A 17,557-nucleotide genomic window follows, 5' to 3' on the forward strand; every position below is an offset into this window, starting at 1 on the left:
ATAGGACAAATTCATTAAATTTTTTTCAATAAAAAATAGAGCCCTTTAAGGACTCTATTTTACAATTTTATTTTTTTCACATTTTCAATAGGGGTGCCGAGCCATTGCGACGCTATTTTTGAGAAAATCCAAGTGGAGCCAGTCGTATAGAATTCATGTTCTGGTGCCTGCTCGTCTGATTCAAGGAGTCCTTTATATTGGAGAATGGCGCTAATCTCCCTGGCCGTTTCATCACCTGAGCTAATGACACTAACCTTTTCACCCATGAATTTTTTAATCAACGGTTCGAGCAGTGGATAGTGGGTGCACCCCAATATAAGCGTATCCAGGTTTTGATTCAATAAAGGCTGCAGCGCTTCATCCACAATTTTCGCAGCAATCGGCCCATCGTATTCACCGCTTTCCACTAGCGGCACAAACTTGGGGCAGGATTGACTTTTGACAAAAAGACGGCTGTTAAGTGATTTTAATGCCTTTTCGTAGGCACCGCTTTTAACAGTTCCATCTGTCCCAATAATTCCGACACGATAGTTTTTTGTCCGCTTTATTGCCGCTCTTGCTCCAGGGTTAATGACCCCTAGCACAGGAATCGATAATTCCCTGCGGATATCGTCGAGCGCAGCTGCTGTTGCCGTATTGCAGGCAATTACCAGCATTTTTATATTTTTTTCTAATAAAAAGTGGGTCAATTCCCATGTAAATCTTTTTACTTCTTTCGTCGATCTTGGGCCGTAGGGACAGCGCGCGGTATCACCCAAATAGATGATTTTCTCGTTTGGCAGCTGTCTCATGACCTCTTTAGCAACAGTCAGGCCGCCGACACCAGAATCTATAACACCAATTGCTTGCTTCAAACTTTTCGCCTCATTTTGCTGTTAGCAACTTCTTTATATTCGAACGCATCATATCAACTGCGTTCATAAACGAACCTCTGGCTCGCCAATCCGTCTACTGGACTTACTTCATTTCCTGATGCAGTTTTATTAAGTTGTTTTGCAAGAGTTGAATTTCTTCCTTATTGAAGTTTTTTAAGACTTCTTCAAGATAGACTTGACGCTTTTTAATCACTTCATCAATGATTCTCTTGCCTTCTTCGAGAAGATGGATTCTCACAACACGGCGATCGTTTGTATCTTTCACCCGCTCTACCAAAAGATTTTTCTCCATACGGTCGACCAGATCAGTGGTAGTACTGCAGGCTAAATACATTTTAGTAGAGAGCTCGCCAATTGTCATATCTCCGTCTTCAAAAAGCCATTGCAGGGCAACGAATTGGGGAGGAGTAATTTTATAATTACTCAACATCTCTCTTCCCTTTTGCTTAATGATGCCTGATATATACCGTAGTTCTTTTTCGATATTTGCGACAACGTCCCCAGTCATTTTTTGGGAATTTTCGAGTTTCATTTGTTCTACACTCCTAAAATAGGCTTCTCCTCATGACATGACCAAATAAAAATACTTTTCAAGCTTGTACTTATTGTCTACTTTTTTCAGGAAAATTTCAAGCCGGAACTGTCTTGTCAGCTTCTCAAAAAAACTGGCAAGATGAAGGTGCTTCATCTTGCCAGTTGGATTATTCGATCTCTTCCAGCTTTCCAAAGGAGCCAAAAAATTCGTAATGGATCCGCTCTTCTGGAACTCCCCATTGTTTTAAAGCTTTATTAACCACTTTCATGAAAGGCTCAGGTCCGCAGAAATAAAAATCGGCATCCTTCGTTGGTAAACTTTGCTGCAGCCACTCCAGGCTAAAAAATCCTTCTTTATCGTAATTTTTCATTTCTTTATCTTCTTCTGATGGTTTTTCATAAATAACGAAGGAGTGGACATTCTTATGTCCAGCTGCCAGGTCATTTACATGGGCTCTGAAGGCATGCAGTTGGCTGTTTATAGCTGCATGGATATAATAAATTTCCCGATTTGGGCCTTCGTTTACGGTTGTGTTTAACATGGCCATCATTGGAGTAAGACCAACCCCGCCGCTAATTAATACTAATGGAAGACTCGTGTCCAAATCTAAATAAAAATCACCGGCAGGTGCGGTAATCGGAATCGTATCTCCCTCTTTTACATGAGCATGCAAATAGGTGGAAACAATCCCAGCAGGAATGTTATCCCCTTTTGGGTCTTCCCGTTTTACACTGATTCGGTAATAATTCTGACCTGGACGATCTGATAAACTATATTGACGTAAATGGGTGTATTGTTCACCGGGAATCTCCAGTTTTACGGTAATGTATTGACCGGGAATATAGCTGGCAATTTCCTTACCGTCTTGCGGCTTTAAGTAAAACGACGTGATGACGTCGCTTTCTTTCACCTTTTTTTCCACAACAAAATTCCGGTAGCCGGCCCAGCCGCCAGGCATTGTCTCCGCCGTTTTATACATTTTATTTTCCATTCTAATAAACACATCTGCGATGACCCCATATGCATCCGCCCATGCATCGATAATTTCTGGTGTTGCCGCATCGCCTAATACTTCTTTGATGGCTCCCAGCAAATTTTCACCAACTATCGGATAGTGCTCCGGCTTAATTTGCAGGCTTCGATGTTTTTCACCAATTCGCTCGAGAACGGGCATAATTTGGCTGAAATCTTCAATATTTGCCGCTGCCCCGTAAACAGCATCTGCGAGTGCTTTAGGCTGGTGACCTGTTATTTGATGCGTTTGATTGAAAATATTGAGAAGCTCCGGATGCTGCTTAAACATACGCTTATAAAAATGCTTGGTTATTTGTTCACCATGATCCTTCACAATCGGAAGTGTGGCTTTTATGATTTCAAGCTTATTCGGATCAAGAGTTTTTACCGTCTTTACGACCTCTTGCCAAGAATTTTTTTCTTTAATTTGCGTAATAGACATAATGTATTTCTTACCTCCTTTATCCTTACAACTAAAGTATCTCCTGCTCTAAAGATGATAAAGAAGGTAAGTATTGTTATGTTTTTACAAAAAAATTGTCCATTTAAATGTATGAACCGGCGTCCCATAAGGATGCCGGTCATGTTTAAAGTTCTAGCTCTCCCATACGAAGGAGTTCTACAACTGCCTGTGATCGCCCCTTCACACCAAGCTTTTGCATGGCATTCGAAATATGATTCCGAACTGTTTTTTCGCTGATAAATAATTCACTAGCGATTTCTTTTGTTGTTTTGTCCTGTACTAACAGTTCGAATACTTCTCTTTCTCGTTTGGTGAGTAATGGCTTGTGAGTATATTCATTCTCCTTCAAGTATTGTAACCCTCCTTGCCTTCGCCAGTTATGCACCGGGGGTGGGTATATATTTAGTCACCATATCCTATGTGAACTGGTCAGGGGGAGTGACTATATTTACTCGTTAGATATGAATTTTATGAAAAAATTTCCCCAAAAAACTTTCTAATAAAAAAAGACAAGAGCCCTTCATTTATGAGCTCTTTAGCTTTGCATATAAAATATATCGTTTTGGGGCGTTTCCGACGTAACGGAAGGGGTAGCATGTTGTTAGAATTAATTCTTCTTCCTTGTTTTGCAAGGTGATGATACTGGTATCATCAGAATTTACGATTTTCGTATGGGTGATTTCATAATTGAAGTTACCATAAGGCATTTGCATTTTTAATGAGTCACCGACTTTCAGTTCACCTAAGTGACGAAAAACGGTATCGCGGTGTCCTGATAAGACGATTTGCCCTTTGTCGCCGGGAAAATAAGATCCCTTATAGTGGCCTACTCCTCTTTCTAAATCATCCGGATTTGTCCCTTCCACGATCGCCAGTTCTGCTTTTATTTTCGGTATGGCCAATAGACCGACTGTATCCCCCATATCCGGCGGTTTGCTTTCACCCTGTTTCTGTAATGTTTGATTATTGGTTGAAGCCTTTTTTGACTGCACGCGCACTATATTTTTTGCTTCTTGAAGGGAGGCATTTGTTTGCATTTTTGTGTCTGCAATCTGCCATAAACCGATACCTAACACAATCAGCCCGGCCAATATAATAAGAATAGGAATCTTAGCTTTCACCATAAATACCTGCCTTTTCAAAAAGCTTATACTATTAATCCAAGTATAACAAACGGGCATTGAAACGACTATAATTTTAAGACAACAAAAAACCTCCCTTTCAGTGTGAAAAGGAGGTTTTTAACATTTTTAGTCGCGGTCGGAACCAAAAAAGTTTCTAAATGCTTGGAATGTAGTTTCACGATTCAATGCTGCAATGGAAGTAGTCAATGGAATACCTTTTGGACAGGATTGAACACAGTTTTGTGAATTACCGCAGTTCGTAAGACCGCCTTCACCCATGATAGTTTCAAGACGCTCTGCCTTATTCATCGCACCTGTTGGATGAGCATTGAAAAGACGAACCTGGGATAATGGCTGCGGTCCGATAAAGCTTGACTTACTGTTAACATTCGGACATGCCTCAAGGCAGACACCGCATGTCATACACTTGGAAAGCTCATATGCCCATTGACGTTTGTTCTCAGGCATACGTGGTCCTGGTCCTAGGTCATAGGTTCCATCAATTGGAATCCATGCTTTCACTCTCTTTAACGCATCAAACATTCTGCTGCGGTCAACCTGAAGGTCACGCACAACCGGGAATGTCCGCATTGGAGCTAAGCGGATCGGCTGCTCCAATTGATCGACTAACGCCGAACAAGATTGGCGCGGCTTTCCGTTGATAATCATTGAACAGGCACCACAAACCTCTTCAAGACAGTTCATATCCCATGTGATTGGGCTTGTAGCTTGTCCTTTTGCATTAACAGGGTTTCTCCGAACTTCCATTAACGCCGAGATAACGTTCATCCCCGGGCGGTATGGAACTTCAAATTCTTCCTCATAAGGGGCAGAATTTTCATTATCCTGACGTTGAATAATAAATTTTACAGTCTTAGTTTCAGCCATTTTATCTTCTCCCCTTTCCTTTTAGTGTTTTGTTGTATAGTCGCGCTTACGTGGTTGAATTAAAGACACATCAATATCTTCATAATGGAAAGCTGGGGCAGTTTTCGCATCTGTAAACTTAGCCATTGTTGTCTTCATGAATTCCTCATCATTCCGTTCAGGGAATTCAGGCTTATAATGGGCGCCGCGGCTTTCATTACGGTTGTATGCGCCAAGCGTAATAACGCGGGCCAATTGAAGCATGTTTTGCAGCTGTCTAGTGAATGCCGCTCCCTGGTTGCTCCATTTAGATGTATCGTTAATGTTGATTTTGTTATAACGCTCTAATAGTTCTTGGATTTTTTCATCTGTTTTTAATAGCTTGTCATTGTAACGTACTACTGTGACGTTATCGGTCATCCATTCCCCAAGCTCTTTATGAAGAACATAGGCATTTTCATTACCGTCTAATGACATAACTTTGTTCCACTTTTCTTCCTGCTCTTTAACATGACGGTCAAAGACAGTAGAAGAAACAGCATCAGAGCTCTTTTCAAGACCTTCAATATACTTGACTACATTTGGTCCAGCAACCATTCCACCAAATACAGCGGAAAGAAGTGAGTTTGCTCCAAGACGGTTCGCACCATGCTGAGAATAATCACATTCTCCGGCAGCAAAAAGTCCAGGAATGCTAGTCATTTGGTCATAATCAACCCAAAGTCCGCCCATTGAATAGTGAACGGCAGGGAAAATTTTCATTGGAACTTTACGCGGGTCATCACCAACGAATTTTTCATAAATTTCAATGATACCGCCAAGTTTAACATCCAATTCATGAGGATCCTTATGAGATAGGTCAAGGAATACCATGTTTTCACCGTTAACACCCAATTTTTGATTAACGCAGACATCAAAAATTTCACGTGTTGCGATATCACGTGGTACCAGGTTTCCGTATGCAGGATATTTTTCCTCTAGGAAGTACCAAGGCTTTCCGTCTTTGTATGTCCAAACACGGCCGCCTTCACCACGTGCAGATTCACTCATTAAGCGAAGTTTATCGTCACCAGGGATGGCAGTTGGGTGAATCTGAATCATTTCACCGTTCGCATAATATGCACCCTGCTGATAAACAATCGATGCTGCAGAACCAGTGTTAATTACTGAGTTTGTAGATTTACCAAAGATAATACCAGGTCCGCCAGTTGCCATAATTACGGCATCCGCAACGAATGATTTGATTTCCATTGTTTTTAAGTCTTGGGCAACGATTCCACGGCAAACGCCTTCCTCGTCAACGACTGCACCTAAAAACTCCCAGCCTTCATATTTAGTAACAAGTCCTGCTACCTCGTGGCGGCGAACCTGCTCATCTAATGCATATAAAAGCTGCTGACCAGTTGTTGCACCAGCAAATGCAGTTCTGTGGTGTTGAGTTCCCCCGAAACGGCGGAAGTCTAATAGACCTTCCGGAGTACGGTTAAACATAACACCCATCCGGTCAAATAAATTGATAATACCAGGCGCGGCATCACACATAGCCTTAACCGGAGGCTGGTTAGCCAAGAAATCTCCGCCGTAAACCGTATCATCAAAGTGAATCCATGGGGAATCCCCTTCACCTTTAGTATTTACTGCTCCATTAATACCGCCTTGGGCACAAACAGAGTGAGAGCGTTTAACAGGAACAAGAGAAAATAATTCTACAGGAGTTCCGTGTTCTGCAACTTTAATAGTTGCCATCAAGCCGGCCAATCCGCCACCGACAATGATCACCTTACCTTTACTCATCGTGACTCACTCCCTTAATCCAAATCCAATATTTTTCCAATCAAGAAATCATTAATTTATCAAACAAAAGCTAATAGAGTTTGAACGGCTACGATTGATAGAAGTACGAAAACTACCATCGTAAAATATGTAGCAATAGTTTGTGACCGTGGGGATTGCGTAATACCCCAGCTTACCATGAAAGACCATAATCCGTTCGCAAAGTGGAAAATAGCTGAAATAATACCAATTACATAAAATGCAAACATGACTGGTGAAGAAAGAATATCATGCATCATTTGGAAGTTAACCTCAGCACCAAATGCAGCGGCAATACGTGTTTCCCACACATGCCATGCGATAAAAATAAGAGTGATTACCCCTGATACACGCTGAAGCAGGAACATCCAGTTTCTAAAGAAACCAAATCTTGAAACATTGTTTTTTGCTGTAAATGCAATGTACAGACCATAGATTGCATGGAACAGCAAAGGTAAATAAATTACTACTGTTTCAAGGACAATACGGAACGGAAGTGTCCCCATGAAATTTGCTGCCTTGTTGAAGGATTCCACTCCTTCTGTTGCAAAGTGGTTGACAATCAGGTGCTGAACAATGAATACCCCGATTGGGATAACCCCAAGCAACGAGTGCAGTCTCCGATTGAAAAATTCGCGATTCCCCGCCATTGATTTACCCCCTTTTAAATTTTAAAAAATGATGTTAAGTTTTTACTTCCTTCATTAATATAACCTAGCATCACTGTGACAATTATGTGACATGTCCATTTTACTCCCAACATCATAGAGCGTCAAGGAAACGGATACATAAAAAAGCGTTGAAAACTAAAATTTTTATAATATATTGATATTATGATAGATATGAATTTCAGCATGTTATCGTTTTGTAAGCGCTTTATTTTTGCTTGTAATTACCAACATCTTACGGGAGAATTTTTTTCCTATATCGGAAACGATAATTATGATAAGAAATAAGAACATATATTGTAAAATAATAAATTTCTTTGCGACTTCTTTACATTATTAGAAAACTGTACTGAAACAGAACTCGATTTGTATATAATAGAATGATAGAAAGAGGGGAAGTAAATGAAAGATAGTGCAGTAATGGACCAAGATCTACAAACGCCTGAACCAAGGACAGTCTCTATATTTGGCTATGAATTAATTAGAGAAGTTCTTCTCCCTGAGATTTTCGGCAAGGACACTCCTGAAATTCTTTACTGGGCAGGGAAACGCCTCGCTCGAAAATATCCTTTGGAAAGCTACGAAAGCCTGATAGATTTTTTTGCAAAAGCTTCATGGGGTGAGTTAGAAATTAAGAAGGAAGCAAAAAATGAGCTGGAATTCGAGTTGGCAAGTCCAATGATTGTATCGCGTGTTAAATCAAAAGCGGAAAACTTCTTTCAACTTGAAGCCGGCTTCCTTGCTCAGCAAATCGAAGTCCAAAAAGGGGCTATTGCGGAAACCTTCGAACACCCGGTAAAAAAATCTAACAAAGTTTGCTTCACCGTCAAATGGGATAAAGACTAAAAGAAAGGGGGGCAAAGCCCCCTTTTTCTTAACGCACAAAATCAACTACGCCTCATGAACCGTCCTAACGGACTTGCCAATCGGCGAGTTTTCATTTAATTTTGCCCAAGTTCAAATGCCTCGTGCAGGGCTTCTACTGCTTTGAGCATATTTTTTTCTTCTACTACAGCCGATACTTTGATTTCTGAGGTGCTGACCATCTTTACAGGAATATTGCTGTTGGCAAGAACCTCAAACATTTTCGCAGCCACACCAGGATTAGAAATCATTCCGGAACCAACAATTGATACCTTTGCCAGTTTATTCTCAGCATCAAGCTGGTCATAGGCAAGTGTTTCTTTATTGCTTTCGAGCACATTTAAGGTTGGGATCCAATCATCGGTATGGATGGAAAAGGAGAGATTGGCTGCTCCCTCTTCTGTTGTGCTTTGAATAATAATATCCACGTTAATGTGATTTTTGGCCAATGTCGTAAAAATAGTTGATAAGCTTGTTAATGAATTTCTAAGCCCTAAAACAGTAACCCGTGTAATTCCATCTTCAAACGCGACTCCGCGTACGACTAAATTTTGTTCCATCGTTGCTTCCCCCTCAATTACAGTTCCTTCAACCTTCTCCATGCTAGAGCGGACCTCGAGCCTTACATTATAATTTTTTGCAAACTCGACCGCTCTTGGATGTAGAACTCCCGCACCCAGATTGGCCAGTTCAAGCATTTCATCATACGATACTGATAATAATTTCCGAGCGTTCTTGACATAACGGGGATCCGTTGTATATACCCCGGTTACATCGGTATAAATATCACATTTATCCGCATTTAGCGCAGCCGCCAACGCAACGGCAGTTGTATCGGAACCCCCGCGTCCGAGCGTAGTGATTTCCCCGTCTTCAGTAACCCCTTGGAATCCGGCCACAATGACGACTTTTCCAGCATCAAGCTGGTTTTGAACAGCATCAGTGTTTATTTTTGAAATCCTTGCATTGCCGTGAACAGGCTCTGTCATAATTCCAGCCTGCCAGCCTGTAAAGGAAACTGCTTCCAGTCCTTTTTGGTTTAAAGCCATCGAAAGCAATGCGATCGTCACCTGCTCACCAGTTGAGAGCAGCATATCCATTTCCCGCTTATTCGGCTGCTCGGATATTTCCTTTGCCATATTAACAAGCTGGTCTGTCGATTTTCCCATCGCCGAAACAACGACCACTACTTGGTTTCCACGTTCCTTTTCCCCCTGCACACTTTCTGCGACATTTAGAATTTTTTCAATGTTGCCAACGGAGGTCCCGCCAAATTTCTGTACTATTAAACCCATGTCTTCCCCTTCTCTCAGTCATTCTTGTAAAAAAATAAAAAGCAATGGGAGCACATCCCATTGCTTTGAAAACACAAAATTAACATTTTCGCGTTAGTAGACAATGAAAGATAGCGCTCCAAGACAACGGTCTTGACAATCCGGCATTTTTTCAATGACGAACCAGCGGAGAAAATAATGAGAGTTTCCCTACTTCGGCGAACATTCCCTTTCAAAGCCTATCGTTGAAGCTCATCCTTCTCCAGGCCTTTACTCTTGAAGCTCGCACCTCTACCTTCACTTTACTTATAAAAGTGATAGTCTATTAAATTTTTATTCATTATAGCATAGTAATATTAGAGTGACAATTATTGTGACTGAAGTTTTTTTATTAATTCTTTTGCCACATTTTGGGGAATGCCAATCCCTCTAAATTCCTCAAGGGTTGCCTCTCTCATTTTCTTAACGGAGCCAAATTCCTTTAATAGCTGCTTCTTGCGTTTTTCGCCAATCCCAGGAATGTCGTCAAGTAAGGATTGGAATGCAGTTTTACCGCGTGTCTGCCGGTGGAAGGTAATCGCAAAACGGTGAACTTCATCCTGGATTCGCTGGAGTAAATAAAATTCCTGGCTATTCCGGGCAAGCGCTACAATTTCTAATGGATTCCCATACATAAGCTGTGATGTGCGGTGCTTCTCATCCTTGACCAGTCCAGCAAGAGGAATGTCCAGCCCCAATTCATTTTCTAGTACATCGCGGACAGCTTCCACATGTCCCTTTCCACCGTCAATGATGATCAAATCAGGCAGCGGAAGCTCTTCCTTTAGAGCCCTCGAGTATCTTCGTCTCGTTACCTCTCTCATCGATTCATAATCATCCGGGCCTTCAACAGACTTAATTTTATATTTCCGATATTCCCGCTTGTTTGCTTTGCCGTCTGTAAAAACAATCATCGCTGACACCGGGTCTGTTCCTTGAATGTTAGAGTTATCAAAGGCCTCGATCCGGTGGGGCGTATATATGCCAAGCATTTCTCCGAGGTTTTCAACGGCTTTGATCGTTCTTTCCTCATCTTTTTCAATAAGAGAGAACTTTTCATTCAAAGCGATTTTCGCATTTTTAATTGCCATTTTGACAAGGTCCTTTTTCTGACCCCGCTGCGGCTTGATGACTTTTACTTCCAATAACTGCTCAGCCATCTGCAAATCCACATCGTCCTGGATGAGAATTTCCTTCGGTTTAAAATGGTTCGTCTTTTGATAAAATTGGCCGAGGAAGGTAAGGATTTCTTCTTCCGGCTCATTATAGATAGGGAACATCGAAACGTCTCGTTCAATCAGCTTCCCTTGCCGCACAAAAAATACTTGAACACACATCCAGCCTTTGTCAACGGCATAGCCGAATACATCACGGTCAGTAAAATCAGTCATCGTGATCTTTTGTTTTTCCATGATTGTTTCAATATGAATGATTTTGTCACGGAATTCCTTTGCTCTTTCAAAATCAAGCTCTTCCGCGGCAGCCTGCATTTTTTCAGTCAGGTCCTTTTTTATTTCCTTATAACCGCCATTTAAAAAGCGGGTAATTTCATCGGTCATTTGTTTATACTGTTCTTCTGAAACCTCATTCACGCAAGGTGCCAGGCACTGACCCAAGTGATAATAGAGGCAAACTCGGTCAGGAAGCGTAGAACATTTGCGGAGCGGGTAAATCCGGTCAAGCAGTTTCTTTGTTTCGTTGGCCGCCCCTACGTTGGGATATGGACCAAAATACTTACCTTTATCCTTTTTTACTTTTCTTGTAATGATTAGCTTTGGGTGTCTTTCCGCAGTCAGCTTAATAAATGGATAAGTCTTATCATCCCTAAGCATGACATTATATTTCGGGTCATATTTTTTTATTAAATTTAATTCAAGCAGAAGTGCTTCGATATTGGATGAGGTCACGATATACTCAAAGTCTTCAATCTCGTTTACCAAGCGCAGTGTTTTCCCGTCATGCGAACCGGTAAAATAAGACCGGACACGGTTCTTTAATACTTTCGCCTTACCAACATAGATAATCGATCCTTGACGATCCTTCATCAAGTAGCAGCCGGGCTGGTCCGGCAGCAGTGTTAACTTTTGTTTAATGGTTTCATTCATTCCGGCCGCTCCTCTCCACTTAGAGTTTCTCTTCAAATTTTAAATCAATCCGCCAGTAAATTAAAGAGGGAGTCTTTAGAAAAAAGAAAACCTTAACCGTTGTACCGGTTAAGGTTATTTTAATTGAGGCTTATAGATGCTTTTGAAGTAAGCCAGCTAAAGCTTCTTTTGGTTGGAAGCCGACAGTTTTATCAACAACTTCACCGTTTTTCAACACTAGTAAAGTTGGAATGCTCATGACTCCAAAATTTGAAGCTGTCTGTGGATTTTCATCCACGTCAAGTTTCGTAATTTTTACTTTATCTCCCATTTCAGAATCAAGCTCTTCTAAAACTGGCGCAATCATTTTGCAAGGTCCGCACCATGGTGCCCAGAAATCTACAAGAACAAGACCTGAACCTGTTTCAGCCGCAAAGTTTTGATCTGTTACGTGTGCAATAGCCATTTTCATTGCCTCCCTAATTAATACTTAAATCTAACGAAAGTATAACATCGTTTGGAAAATCACGCTAATAATCTGTTTCGCAGGTAATTTTCCCTTTTTGCCTAGTAAGTATTCTATGCAAACTCATGATAAAGGCGAGCGGAACATCCCGCTCGCCCCCATTATTTATTATGAATGAACTTTAAGTTTTTTAAACTCTTCCGTTAAAAGTGGAACAACTTCGAACAAGTCACCAACGATACCATAGTCTGCCACTTTGAAGATGTTTGCTTCAGGATCTTTGTTAATGGCTACAATAACTTTAGAGTTGGACATACCCGCAAGATGCTGGATAGCGCCGGAAATACCGCAGGCAATGTATAGGTCTGGAGTTACAACCTTACCAGTTTGCCCGATTTGCAGTGAGTAATCGCAGTATTCAGCGTCACACGCACCGCGGGAAGCTCCTATTGCTCCGCCTAATACAGCAGCCAATTCTTTTAGAGGTGCAAAGCCTTCCGCGCTCTTCACGCCGCGTCCGCCGGAAATAACGACTTTTGCTTCGCTCAGGTCTACACCTTCAGTAGCTTTTCTGACTACCTCTTTAACGATGGCGCGAAGGTCTTTGATTTCTACAGAAAGGGAAGAAACTTCGCCGCTTCTTGACTCATCTTTTTCAAGTGGAGCAATGTTATTTGGTCGAACGGTTGCAAAGATTAAACCGTCAGTCACAATTTTCTTTTCGAATGCTTTACCAGAATAGATTGGTCTTGTAAAGACAACGTTTCCGCCAGCCACTTCAACAGCTGTAGCATCAGAAATTAGACCTGATGAAAGCTTAGCAGCAATTCTTGGAGAAAGGTCTTTCCCAAGTGCTGTATGACCGAAAACAAGACCTTCAGGCTTTTCTTGGTCAATGACAGCTAATAGTGCTTGAGAATAGCCATCTGATGTATACTGCTTTAATTTTTCATTTTCAACAACGACGACGCGGTCTGCACCGGATTGAATTAATTCTGCACCAAGGCTTTGTACTGCTTCTCCAAGCAATACTCCTACTACTTCTCCGCCTTCAGCAACAGTTTTAGCTGCAGCAACTGCTTCAAAAGATACATTACGTAAGGATCCGTCGCGAACTTCTCCTAAAACTAATACTTTTTTAGACATTAGTGTTTACCTCCTGCAAATCAATTTTTATGATAAACCGATTAGACTACTTTTGCTTCAGTGTGGAGCAGTTGAACAAGTTCTTTTACTTGGTCGGCTAAATCGCCAGATAAAACCTTGCCTGCTTCTTTCTTTGGCGGCAGGTAAATTTCAATTGTTTTTGTTTTTGCTTCCACATCATCTTCTTCAAGATCAAGATCATCTAATTCCAGCTCATCAAGAGGCTTTTTCTTTGCCTTCATGATACCTGGCAATGATGGATAGCGCGGCTCGTTCAAGCCTTGCTGGGCAGTAACTAAAAGCGGAAGGCTTGTTTCGATTACTTCAGAATCCCCTTCAACGTCACGAGTAACGGTCGCCTTTGTTCCGTCAATTTCCAGCTTTGTAATAGTAGTTACATAAGGAATATTTAGAAGTTCAGCCACACGCGGTCCAACTTGGCCAGATCCGCCGTCGATGGCAACATTTCCGCCAAGGATTAAGTCAGCATTTTTATCTTTTAAGTATTCAGCAAGAATTTTGGCAGTTGTAAATTGGTCGCCGTTTTCAACATCATCCTCAGTATTGATGAGAACAGCCTTATCTGCACCCATGGCAAGCGCAGTACGCAATTGCTTTTCAGCTTCTTCGTTGCCGACAGAAATAACAGTTACTTCGCCGCCGTTTGCATCACGGACCTGAATCGCTTCTTCGATGGCGTATTCATCATAAGGGTTAATGATGAATTCAGCACCGTCTTCATTGATTTTGCCGCCGGAAATCGTAATTTTTTCCTCTGTATCAAAGGTTCTTTTCATTAACACAAAAATGTTCATGGTTACCCTCCTAAATATTCAAACATTTGTTTAGTTTGAAAGATTGAGAAAATTTTTTATAAAAAAATATAATAAGCTTCCTAGCGAGCACTCGCTCGGAGGACTAGGAAAGTTTATTCACCTTTAAAATGAGGTTCTCTTTTTTCAATAAAGGCTTGAATGCCTTCTTTGGCATCTTTAGAAACAAATACTTCACCAAATAGTTCTGATTCCCGCTTTACACCTTCATAAAATTCTTTTGTTTTTGAATAGTTTAATAGTTCAATAGCGGCTTTGACAGAGCCAGGGCTCTTCTTGGCAATTTTTCCAGCCATTTTATAGGCTTGTTCCAAGACTTCATTTTCCGGATAAGCATGGTTAGCCAATCCATATTGAACCGCTTCCAATCCAGTGATTGGCTCGGATGTTAACATCATCTCTGCTGCTCTTGCAGTGCCAACATATTTTGGCAGACGCTGGGTACCAGCAAAGCCTGGAATGATCCCAAGCTGCAATTCAGGAAGCCCTAGTTTTGCGGTTTCACTAACAAGACGGATATGGCATGACATAGCTAGTTCCAGCCCGCCGCCTAGTGCTGCACCGTGGATTGCGGCAATAATAGGTTTTGGAAATTTCTCCATCCGGTCAAACAAATCTTGTCCAAATTTGCCGAGGTTTGAAAAACCTTCTGAAGAACTTACCGTTGTAAATTCTTTAATATCGGCACCTGCCGAGAAAAAGCGTCCTTCACCATGGATGACAACTGCTCTGATCTCGCGGCTTGGTTCAATTTCATCTAGTGCTGCGGTTAATTCCCGTAAGAGGCCTGATGAAAGCGCATTTGCCGGAGGACGCTGCAACGTAATGGTTGCGATGGAGTCCTCCACTGACCATTTTAAATAATCCATAGTATCCCTCCTCTAATTTGTGATCTAGCAGCCTGCAAACCCGTTGATTAAAAGACGATGGACTTTAGGTGCAAGCGCTGTTAAGTTAAACTTCTCCTCGTTCAACACCCATGAAGTAACGATTTCATCAATGGTGCCAAAGACCATTTGCCGGGCCAGTCGAACATCCAGGGTTTCTGAGAACTCACCAGTTTCTATGCCTTCAATGATAATCTTGTCGATCACCTGCAAGTAGCCTTTAAGAACATTATTGATCCGCATCCGCAATTCCTTATTGGATTGGCGTAATTCCAGCTGTGTGACGATTGCCATATGATGGTCTTCAGATAGAAGCTGAAAATGAGTTTCCACCAACACTAATAATTTCTCTGCCGCCGTCTTTTTTCCTGCAATTTCTTCATCTATTTTTTCAACGAAACTACCCATTTTTTCTTCAAAGAGTGAGATAAGGATGTCTTCTTTGTTTTTAAAATACAAATAAATCGTGCCATCAGCCACTCCTGCTTGCTTGGCAATCTTTGCAACCTGGGCTTGGTGGTAGCCGTTTTCAGCGATGACAATCACTGCAGCATCGATAATTTGCATGTATTTTGGTTTCATTTTTTTCACTTACGTTCCCCCCTTTGAAGAAAAATTTACAAACCAATTAAATTAAAAAAGAAAAAAATATGAATGAATCATCATTCATATTTTTATAATAGTTTTTATATAACTTTCTGTCAAGAAAGACAAGCTATTTTCTTCATAATATTTTAAAAATTAATATTTGACAAGTTACGCGTGCTTTTTAGCCTCGTCTTCTAATTTTTGAATTTCCTCTTCGACCAGCATTCTTCGCAGTATTTTTCCTACAGCGGTTTTCGGAAGTTCACTTCTGAATTCGTAAAGTCTTGGCACTTTATAAGCAGTAAGAAATTTTCTGGCATACTTGTTCATTTCCTCAGCAGTAACCGTTACGCCCTCTTTTAAAACAATGTACGCCTTAACCGTTTCACCCCGATAAGGGTCAGGCACACCCGCGACGACTGCTTCGACAACATCGGGATGTTCATATAAAACTTCTTCTATTTCGCGCGGATAAATATTAAATCCGCCGGCGATAATCATGTCTTTCTTCCGGTCAACCACATAAAAATAACCGTTTTCATCCATGTATCCCAGATCACCTGTATACAGCCAGCCGTCTTTTATTGTTTGCGCTGTCTCCTCGGGACGATTCCAGTATCCCTTCATTACCTGTGGACCTTTAATGATGAGTTCGCCAATTTCTCCAGCAGGCATCTCTTCTCCTGTTTCAGAAGATACAATTTTGGAATCCGTATCAGGATACGGAACACCGATACTGCCCTTAACTCTTACTGCCCCCCATAAGAAGTTGGAGTGAGTAACTGGTGATGCTTCTGAAAGACCATAGCCCTCGACAAGCTTACCGCCTGTAATTGCCTCAAATTTTTCCTGGACTTCATGGGGAAGCGGAGCCGAGCCGCTGATACATGCCTCAATTGATGATAAATCATATCTTTTCAAATCTGGATGTTTTAACAGGCCGATAAAAATCGTTGGTGCTCCCGGAAAAAGTGTTACACAGTGTTTTTGTATCGTTTTCAACGTCTCAAGCGCATCAAATTTAGGCATTAAAATTAATTTAGCAGCCATCTTTACGGACAGAATCATAACCGTGGTTAATCCAAAGACATGGAAGAACGGCAATATGCCCAAGATGACTTCTTTTGCTGGCTGAGCTTTAAAGACCCAGGCCTGGTTCATCGTGGTATTGGCATTCACATTTTTATGGGTTAGCATGACACCTTTGGCCACGCCGGTCGTTCCACCGGTATATTGAAGCAAGGCAATATCTTCATCAATATTGAAGTCATATTCCATTATTTTTTTCTTTTTTTGTTTTAAAACATCTGTCAGCAAGTGGGTGCTGCCCTCATGTTTTACATTTACAACAATTCCGTATTGTTTTTTCTGGATGTAAGGGTAAACTAAGTTTTTAGGAAATGGGAGGAAATCTTTGATAGCGGTAACAATGATGTGTTTTAAATCAGTGTGCGGCATTACTTTTGCGGCGCGCGGGTAAAGGATATCCATTGTGACAATGACCTTTGCGCCTGAATCATTCATTTGGTGTTCAAGCTCCCGTTCTGTGTATAATGGATTGGTTTCCACGACTACCCCGCCGGCGATCAGAATTCCGAAGAAGCAGATAACATTTTGCGGGCTATTCGGAAGCATAATTGCAACCCGGTCACCCTTTTGAACTCCAAGATTCGCCTGCAGATAGCCGGCAAAGCTTTGGGCATCTTCATAGAGCTGTTTAAAGGTAAGCTCCTTCCCCATAAAGTGGAGTGCCACTTTATCCGGAAACTTCTTGGCTGTTACTTCCAAGTATTTGTGTACTGGTTCTGTGGAGTATTCCAGTGTGGCAGGTACTTCTTTAGGATAATTTTTCAACCACGGTTTTAACTCCGACATAATATGCCCCCTTATGTTTATTAAATTGTGAAAATTCCAACATCTAAACCTATTATAGAACAAATTTTTACAATAAACAATTTACATTTCCATATCTTGAAATAATTACTACCTTTTGTCTATCAACTAAATAAGCAATAGTT

The 17,557-nt window shown here is 41.2% G+C and carries 17 protein-coding genes and 1 riboswitch; of the genes, 1 reads left to right on the top strand and 16 read right to left on the bottom strand.

Translation table 11 applies throughout. The annotated features are described in order from the left end of the window. Positions 1 to 59: 59 nt before the first annotated feature. From racE to V5M37_RS22730, 8 genes are all read right to left on the bottom strand, one after another. Positions 60 to 854, bottom strand: a complete 795-nt coding sequence (racE, locus tag V5M37_RS22695) for a glutamate racemase (RefSeq protein WP_423799251.1) — start codon at positions 852 to 854, stop codon at positions 60 to 62. Positions 855 to 957: 103 nt separating this feature from the next. Then, a complete protein-coding gene (locus V5M37_RS22700) occupies positions 958 to 1,407 on the bottom strand; it encodes a MarR family winged helix-turn-helix transcriptional regulator (protein ID WP_423799252.1) in 450 nt (149 codons plus the stop codon). 169 nt (positions 1,408 to 1,576) lie between these two features. Further along, a complete protein-coding gene (hmpA, locus tag V5M37_RS22705; RefSeq protein ID WP_423799253.1) occupies positions 1,577 to 2,866 on the bottom strand; it encodes an NO-inducible flavohemoprotein in 1,290 nt (429 codons plus the stop codon). Between the two features lie 145 nt (positions 2,867 to 3,011). Continuing rightward, positions 3,012 to 3,236 carry a spore germination transcription factor GerE gene (gene gerE / locus V5M37_RS22710; protein ID WP_019154738.1) on the bottom strand — a complete coding sequence of 75 codons (225 nt, stop codon included), beginning with the start codon at positions 3,234 to 3,236 and terminating at the stop codon, positions 3,012 to 3,014. A gap of 175 nt (positions 3,237 to 3,411) precedes the next feature. After that, a complete protein-coding gene (locus tag V5M37_RS22715) occupies positions 3,412 to 4,008 on the bottom strand; it encodes a class D sortase (RefSeq protein ID WP_423799254.1) in 597 nt (198 codons plus the stop codon). A 129-nt stretch (positions 4,009 to 4,137) separates the two neighbouring features. Next, positions 4,138 to 4,899, bottom strand: coding sequence for a succinate dehydrogenase iron-sulfur subunit (gene sdhB / locus V5M37_RS22720; protein ID WP_423799255.1), 762 nt, complete (start codon positions 4,897 to 4,899; stop codon positions 4,138 to 4,140). A gap of 21 nt (positions 4,900 to 4,920) precedes the next feature. Continuing rightward, complete coding sequence (gene sdhA / locus V5M37_RS22725; protein ID WP_423799256.1) at positions 4,921 to 6,672, bottom strand: succinate dehydrogenase flavoprotein subunit; 1,752 nt, start codon at positions 6,670 to 6,672, stop codon at positions 4,921 to 4,923. 59 nt (positions 6,673 to 6,731) lie between these two features. Further along, positions 6,732 to 7,340 carry a succinate dehydrogenase cytochrome b558 subunit gene (locus V5M37_RS22730; RefSeq protein WP_213144665.1) on the bottom strand — a complete coding sequence of 203 codons (609 nt, stop codon included), beginning with the start codon at positions 7,338 to 7,340 and terminating at the stop codon, positions 6,732 to 6,734. A gap of 420 nt (positions 7,341 to 7,760) precedes the next feature. On the opposite strand from V5M37_RS22730, the gene V5M37_RS22735 reads away from it, so the two are divergent. After that, positions 7,761 to 8,204 (top strand): YslB family protein, encoded by a 444-nt coding sequence (locus V5M37_RS22735; RefSeq protein ID WP_423799257.1) that lies wholly within the window; start codon positions 7,761 to 7,763, stop codon positions 8,202 to 8,204. Between the two features lie 95 nt (positions 8,205 to 8,299). On the opposite strand, the gene V5M37_RS22740 is transcribed toward V5M37_RS22735, so the two are convergent. From V5M37_RS22740 to V5M37_RS22775, 8 genes are all read right to left on the bottom strand, one after another. Then, entirely contained in the window at positions 8,300 to 9,517 is a 1,218-nt protein-coding gene (locus V5M37_RS22740) for an aspartate kinase (RefSeq protein ID WP_423799258.1), read from the bottom strand. Between the two features lie 103 nt (positions 9,518 to 9,620). Beyond that, positions 9,621 to 9,798, bottom strand: a riboswitch (Lysine riboswitch). Positions 9,799 to 9,864: 66 nt separating this feature from the next. Further along, entirely contained in the window at positions 9,865 to 11,640 is a 1,776-nt protein-coding gene (gene uvrC, locus V5M37_RS22745) for an excinuclease ABC subunit UvrC (RefSeq protein WP_423799259.1), read from the bottom strand. A 130-nt stretch (positions 11,641 to 11,770) separates the two neighbouring features. Next, a complete protein-coding gene (trxA, locus tag V5M37_RS22750) occupies positions 11,771 to 12,085 on the bottom strand; it encodes a thioredoxin (protein WP_423799260.1) in 315 nt (104 codons plus the stop codon). A gap of 168 nt (positions 12,086 to 12,253) precedes the next feature. After that, a complete protein-coding gene (locus V5M37_RS22755) occupies positions 12,254 to 13,231 on the bottom strand; it encodes an electron transfer flavoprotein subunit alpha/FixB family protein (RefSeq protein WP_378584247.1) in 978 nt (325 codons plus the stop codon). Positions 13,232 to 13,272: 41 nt separating this feature from the next. After that, on the bottom strand, positions 13,273 to 14,046 hold the full coding sequence (locus V5M37_RS22760) for an electron transfer flavoprotein subunit beta/FixA family protein (protein WP_423799261.1): 774 nt from the start codon (positions 14,044 to 14,046) through the stop codon (positions 13,273 to 13,275). 113 nt (positions 14,047 to 14,159) lie between these two features. After that, positions 14,160 to 14,933 (bottom strand): enoyl-CoA hydratase, encoded by a 774-nt coding sequence (locus V5M37_RS22765; protein ID WP_423799262.1) that lies wholly within the window; start codon positions 14,931 to 14,933, stop codon positions 14,160 to 14,162. Between the two features lie 24 nt (positions 14,934 to 14,957). Continuing rightward, a complete protein-coding gene (locus V5M37_RS22770) occupies positions 14,958 to 15,542 on the bottom strand; it encodes a TetR/AcrR family transcriptional regulator (protein WP_378584250.1) in 585 nt (194 codons plus the stop codon). Between the two features lie 165 nt (positions 15,543 to 15,707). Then, positions 15,708 to 17,414 carry an AMP-binding protein gene (locus V5M37_RS22775; protein WP_423799263.1) on the bottom strand — a complete coding sequence of 569 codons (1,707 nt, stop codon included), beginning with the start codon at positions 17,412 to 17,414 and terminating at the stop codon, positions 15,708 to 15,710. Positions 17,415 to 17,557 lie beyond the last annotated feature (143 nt).

The organism is Neobacillus sp. SAB-20_R2A (genome assembly GCF_049568635.1).
Taxonomy (GTDB): Bacteria; Bacillota; Bacilli; order Bacillales; family Cytobacillaceae; genus Neobacillus; species Neobacillus citreus.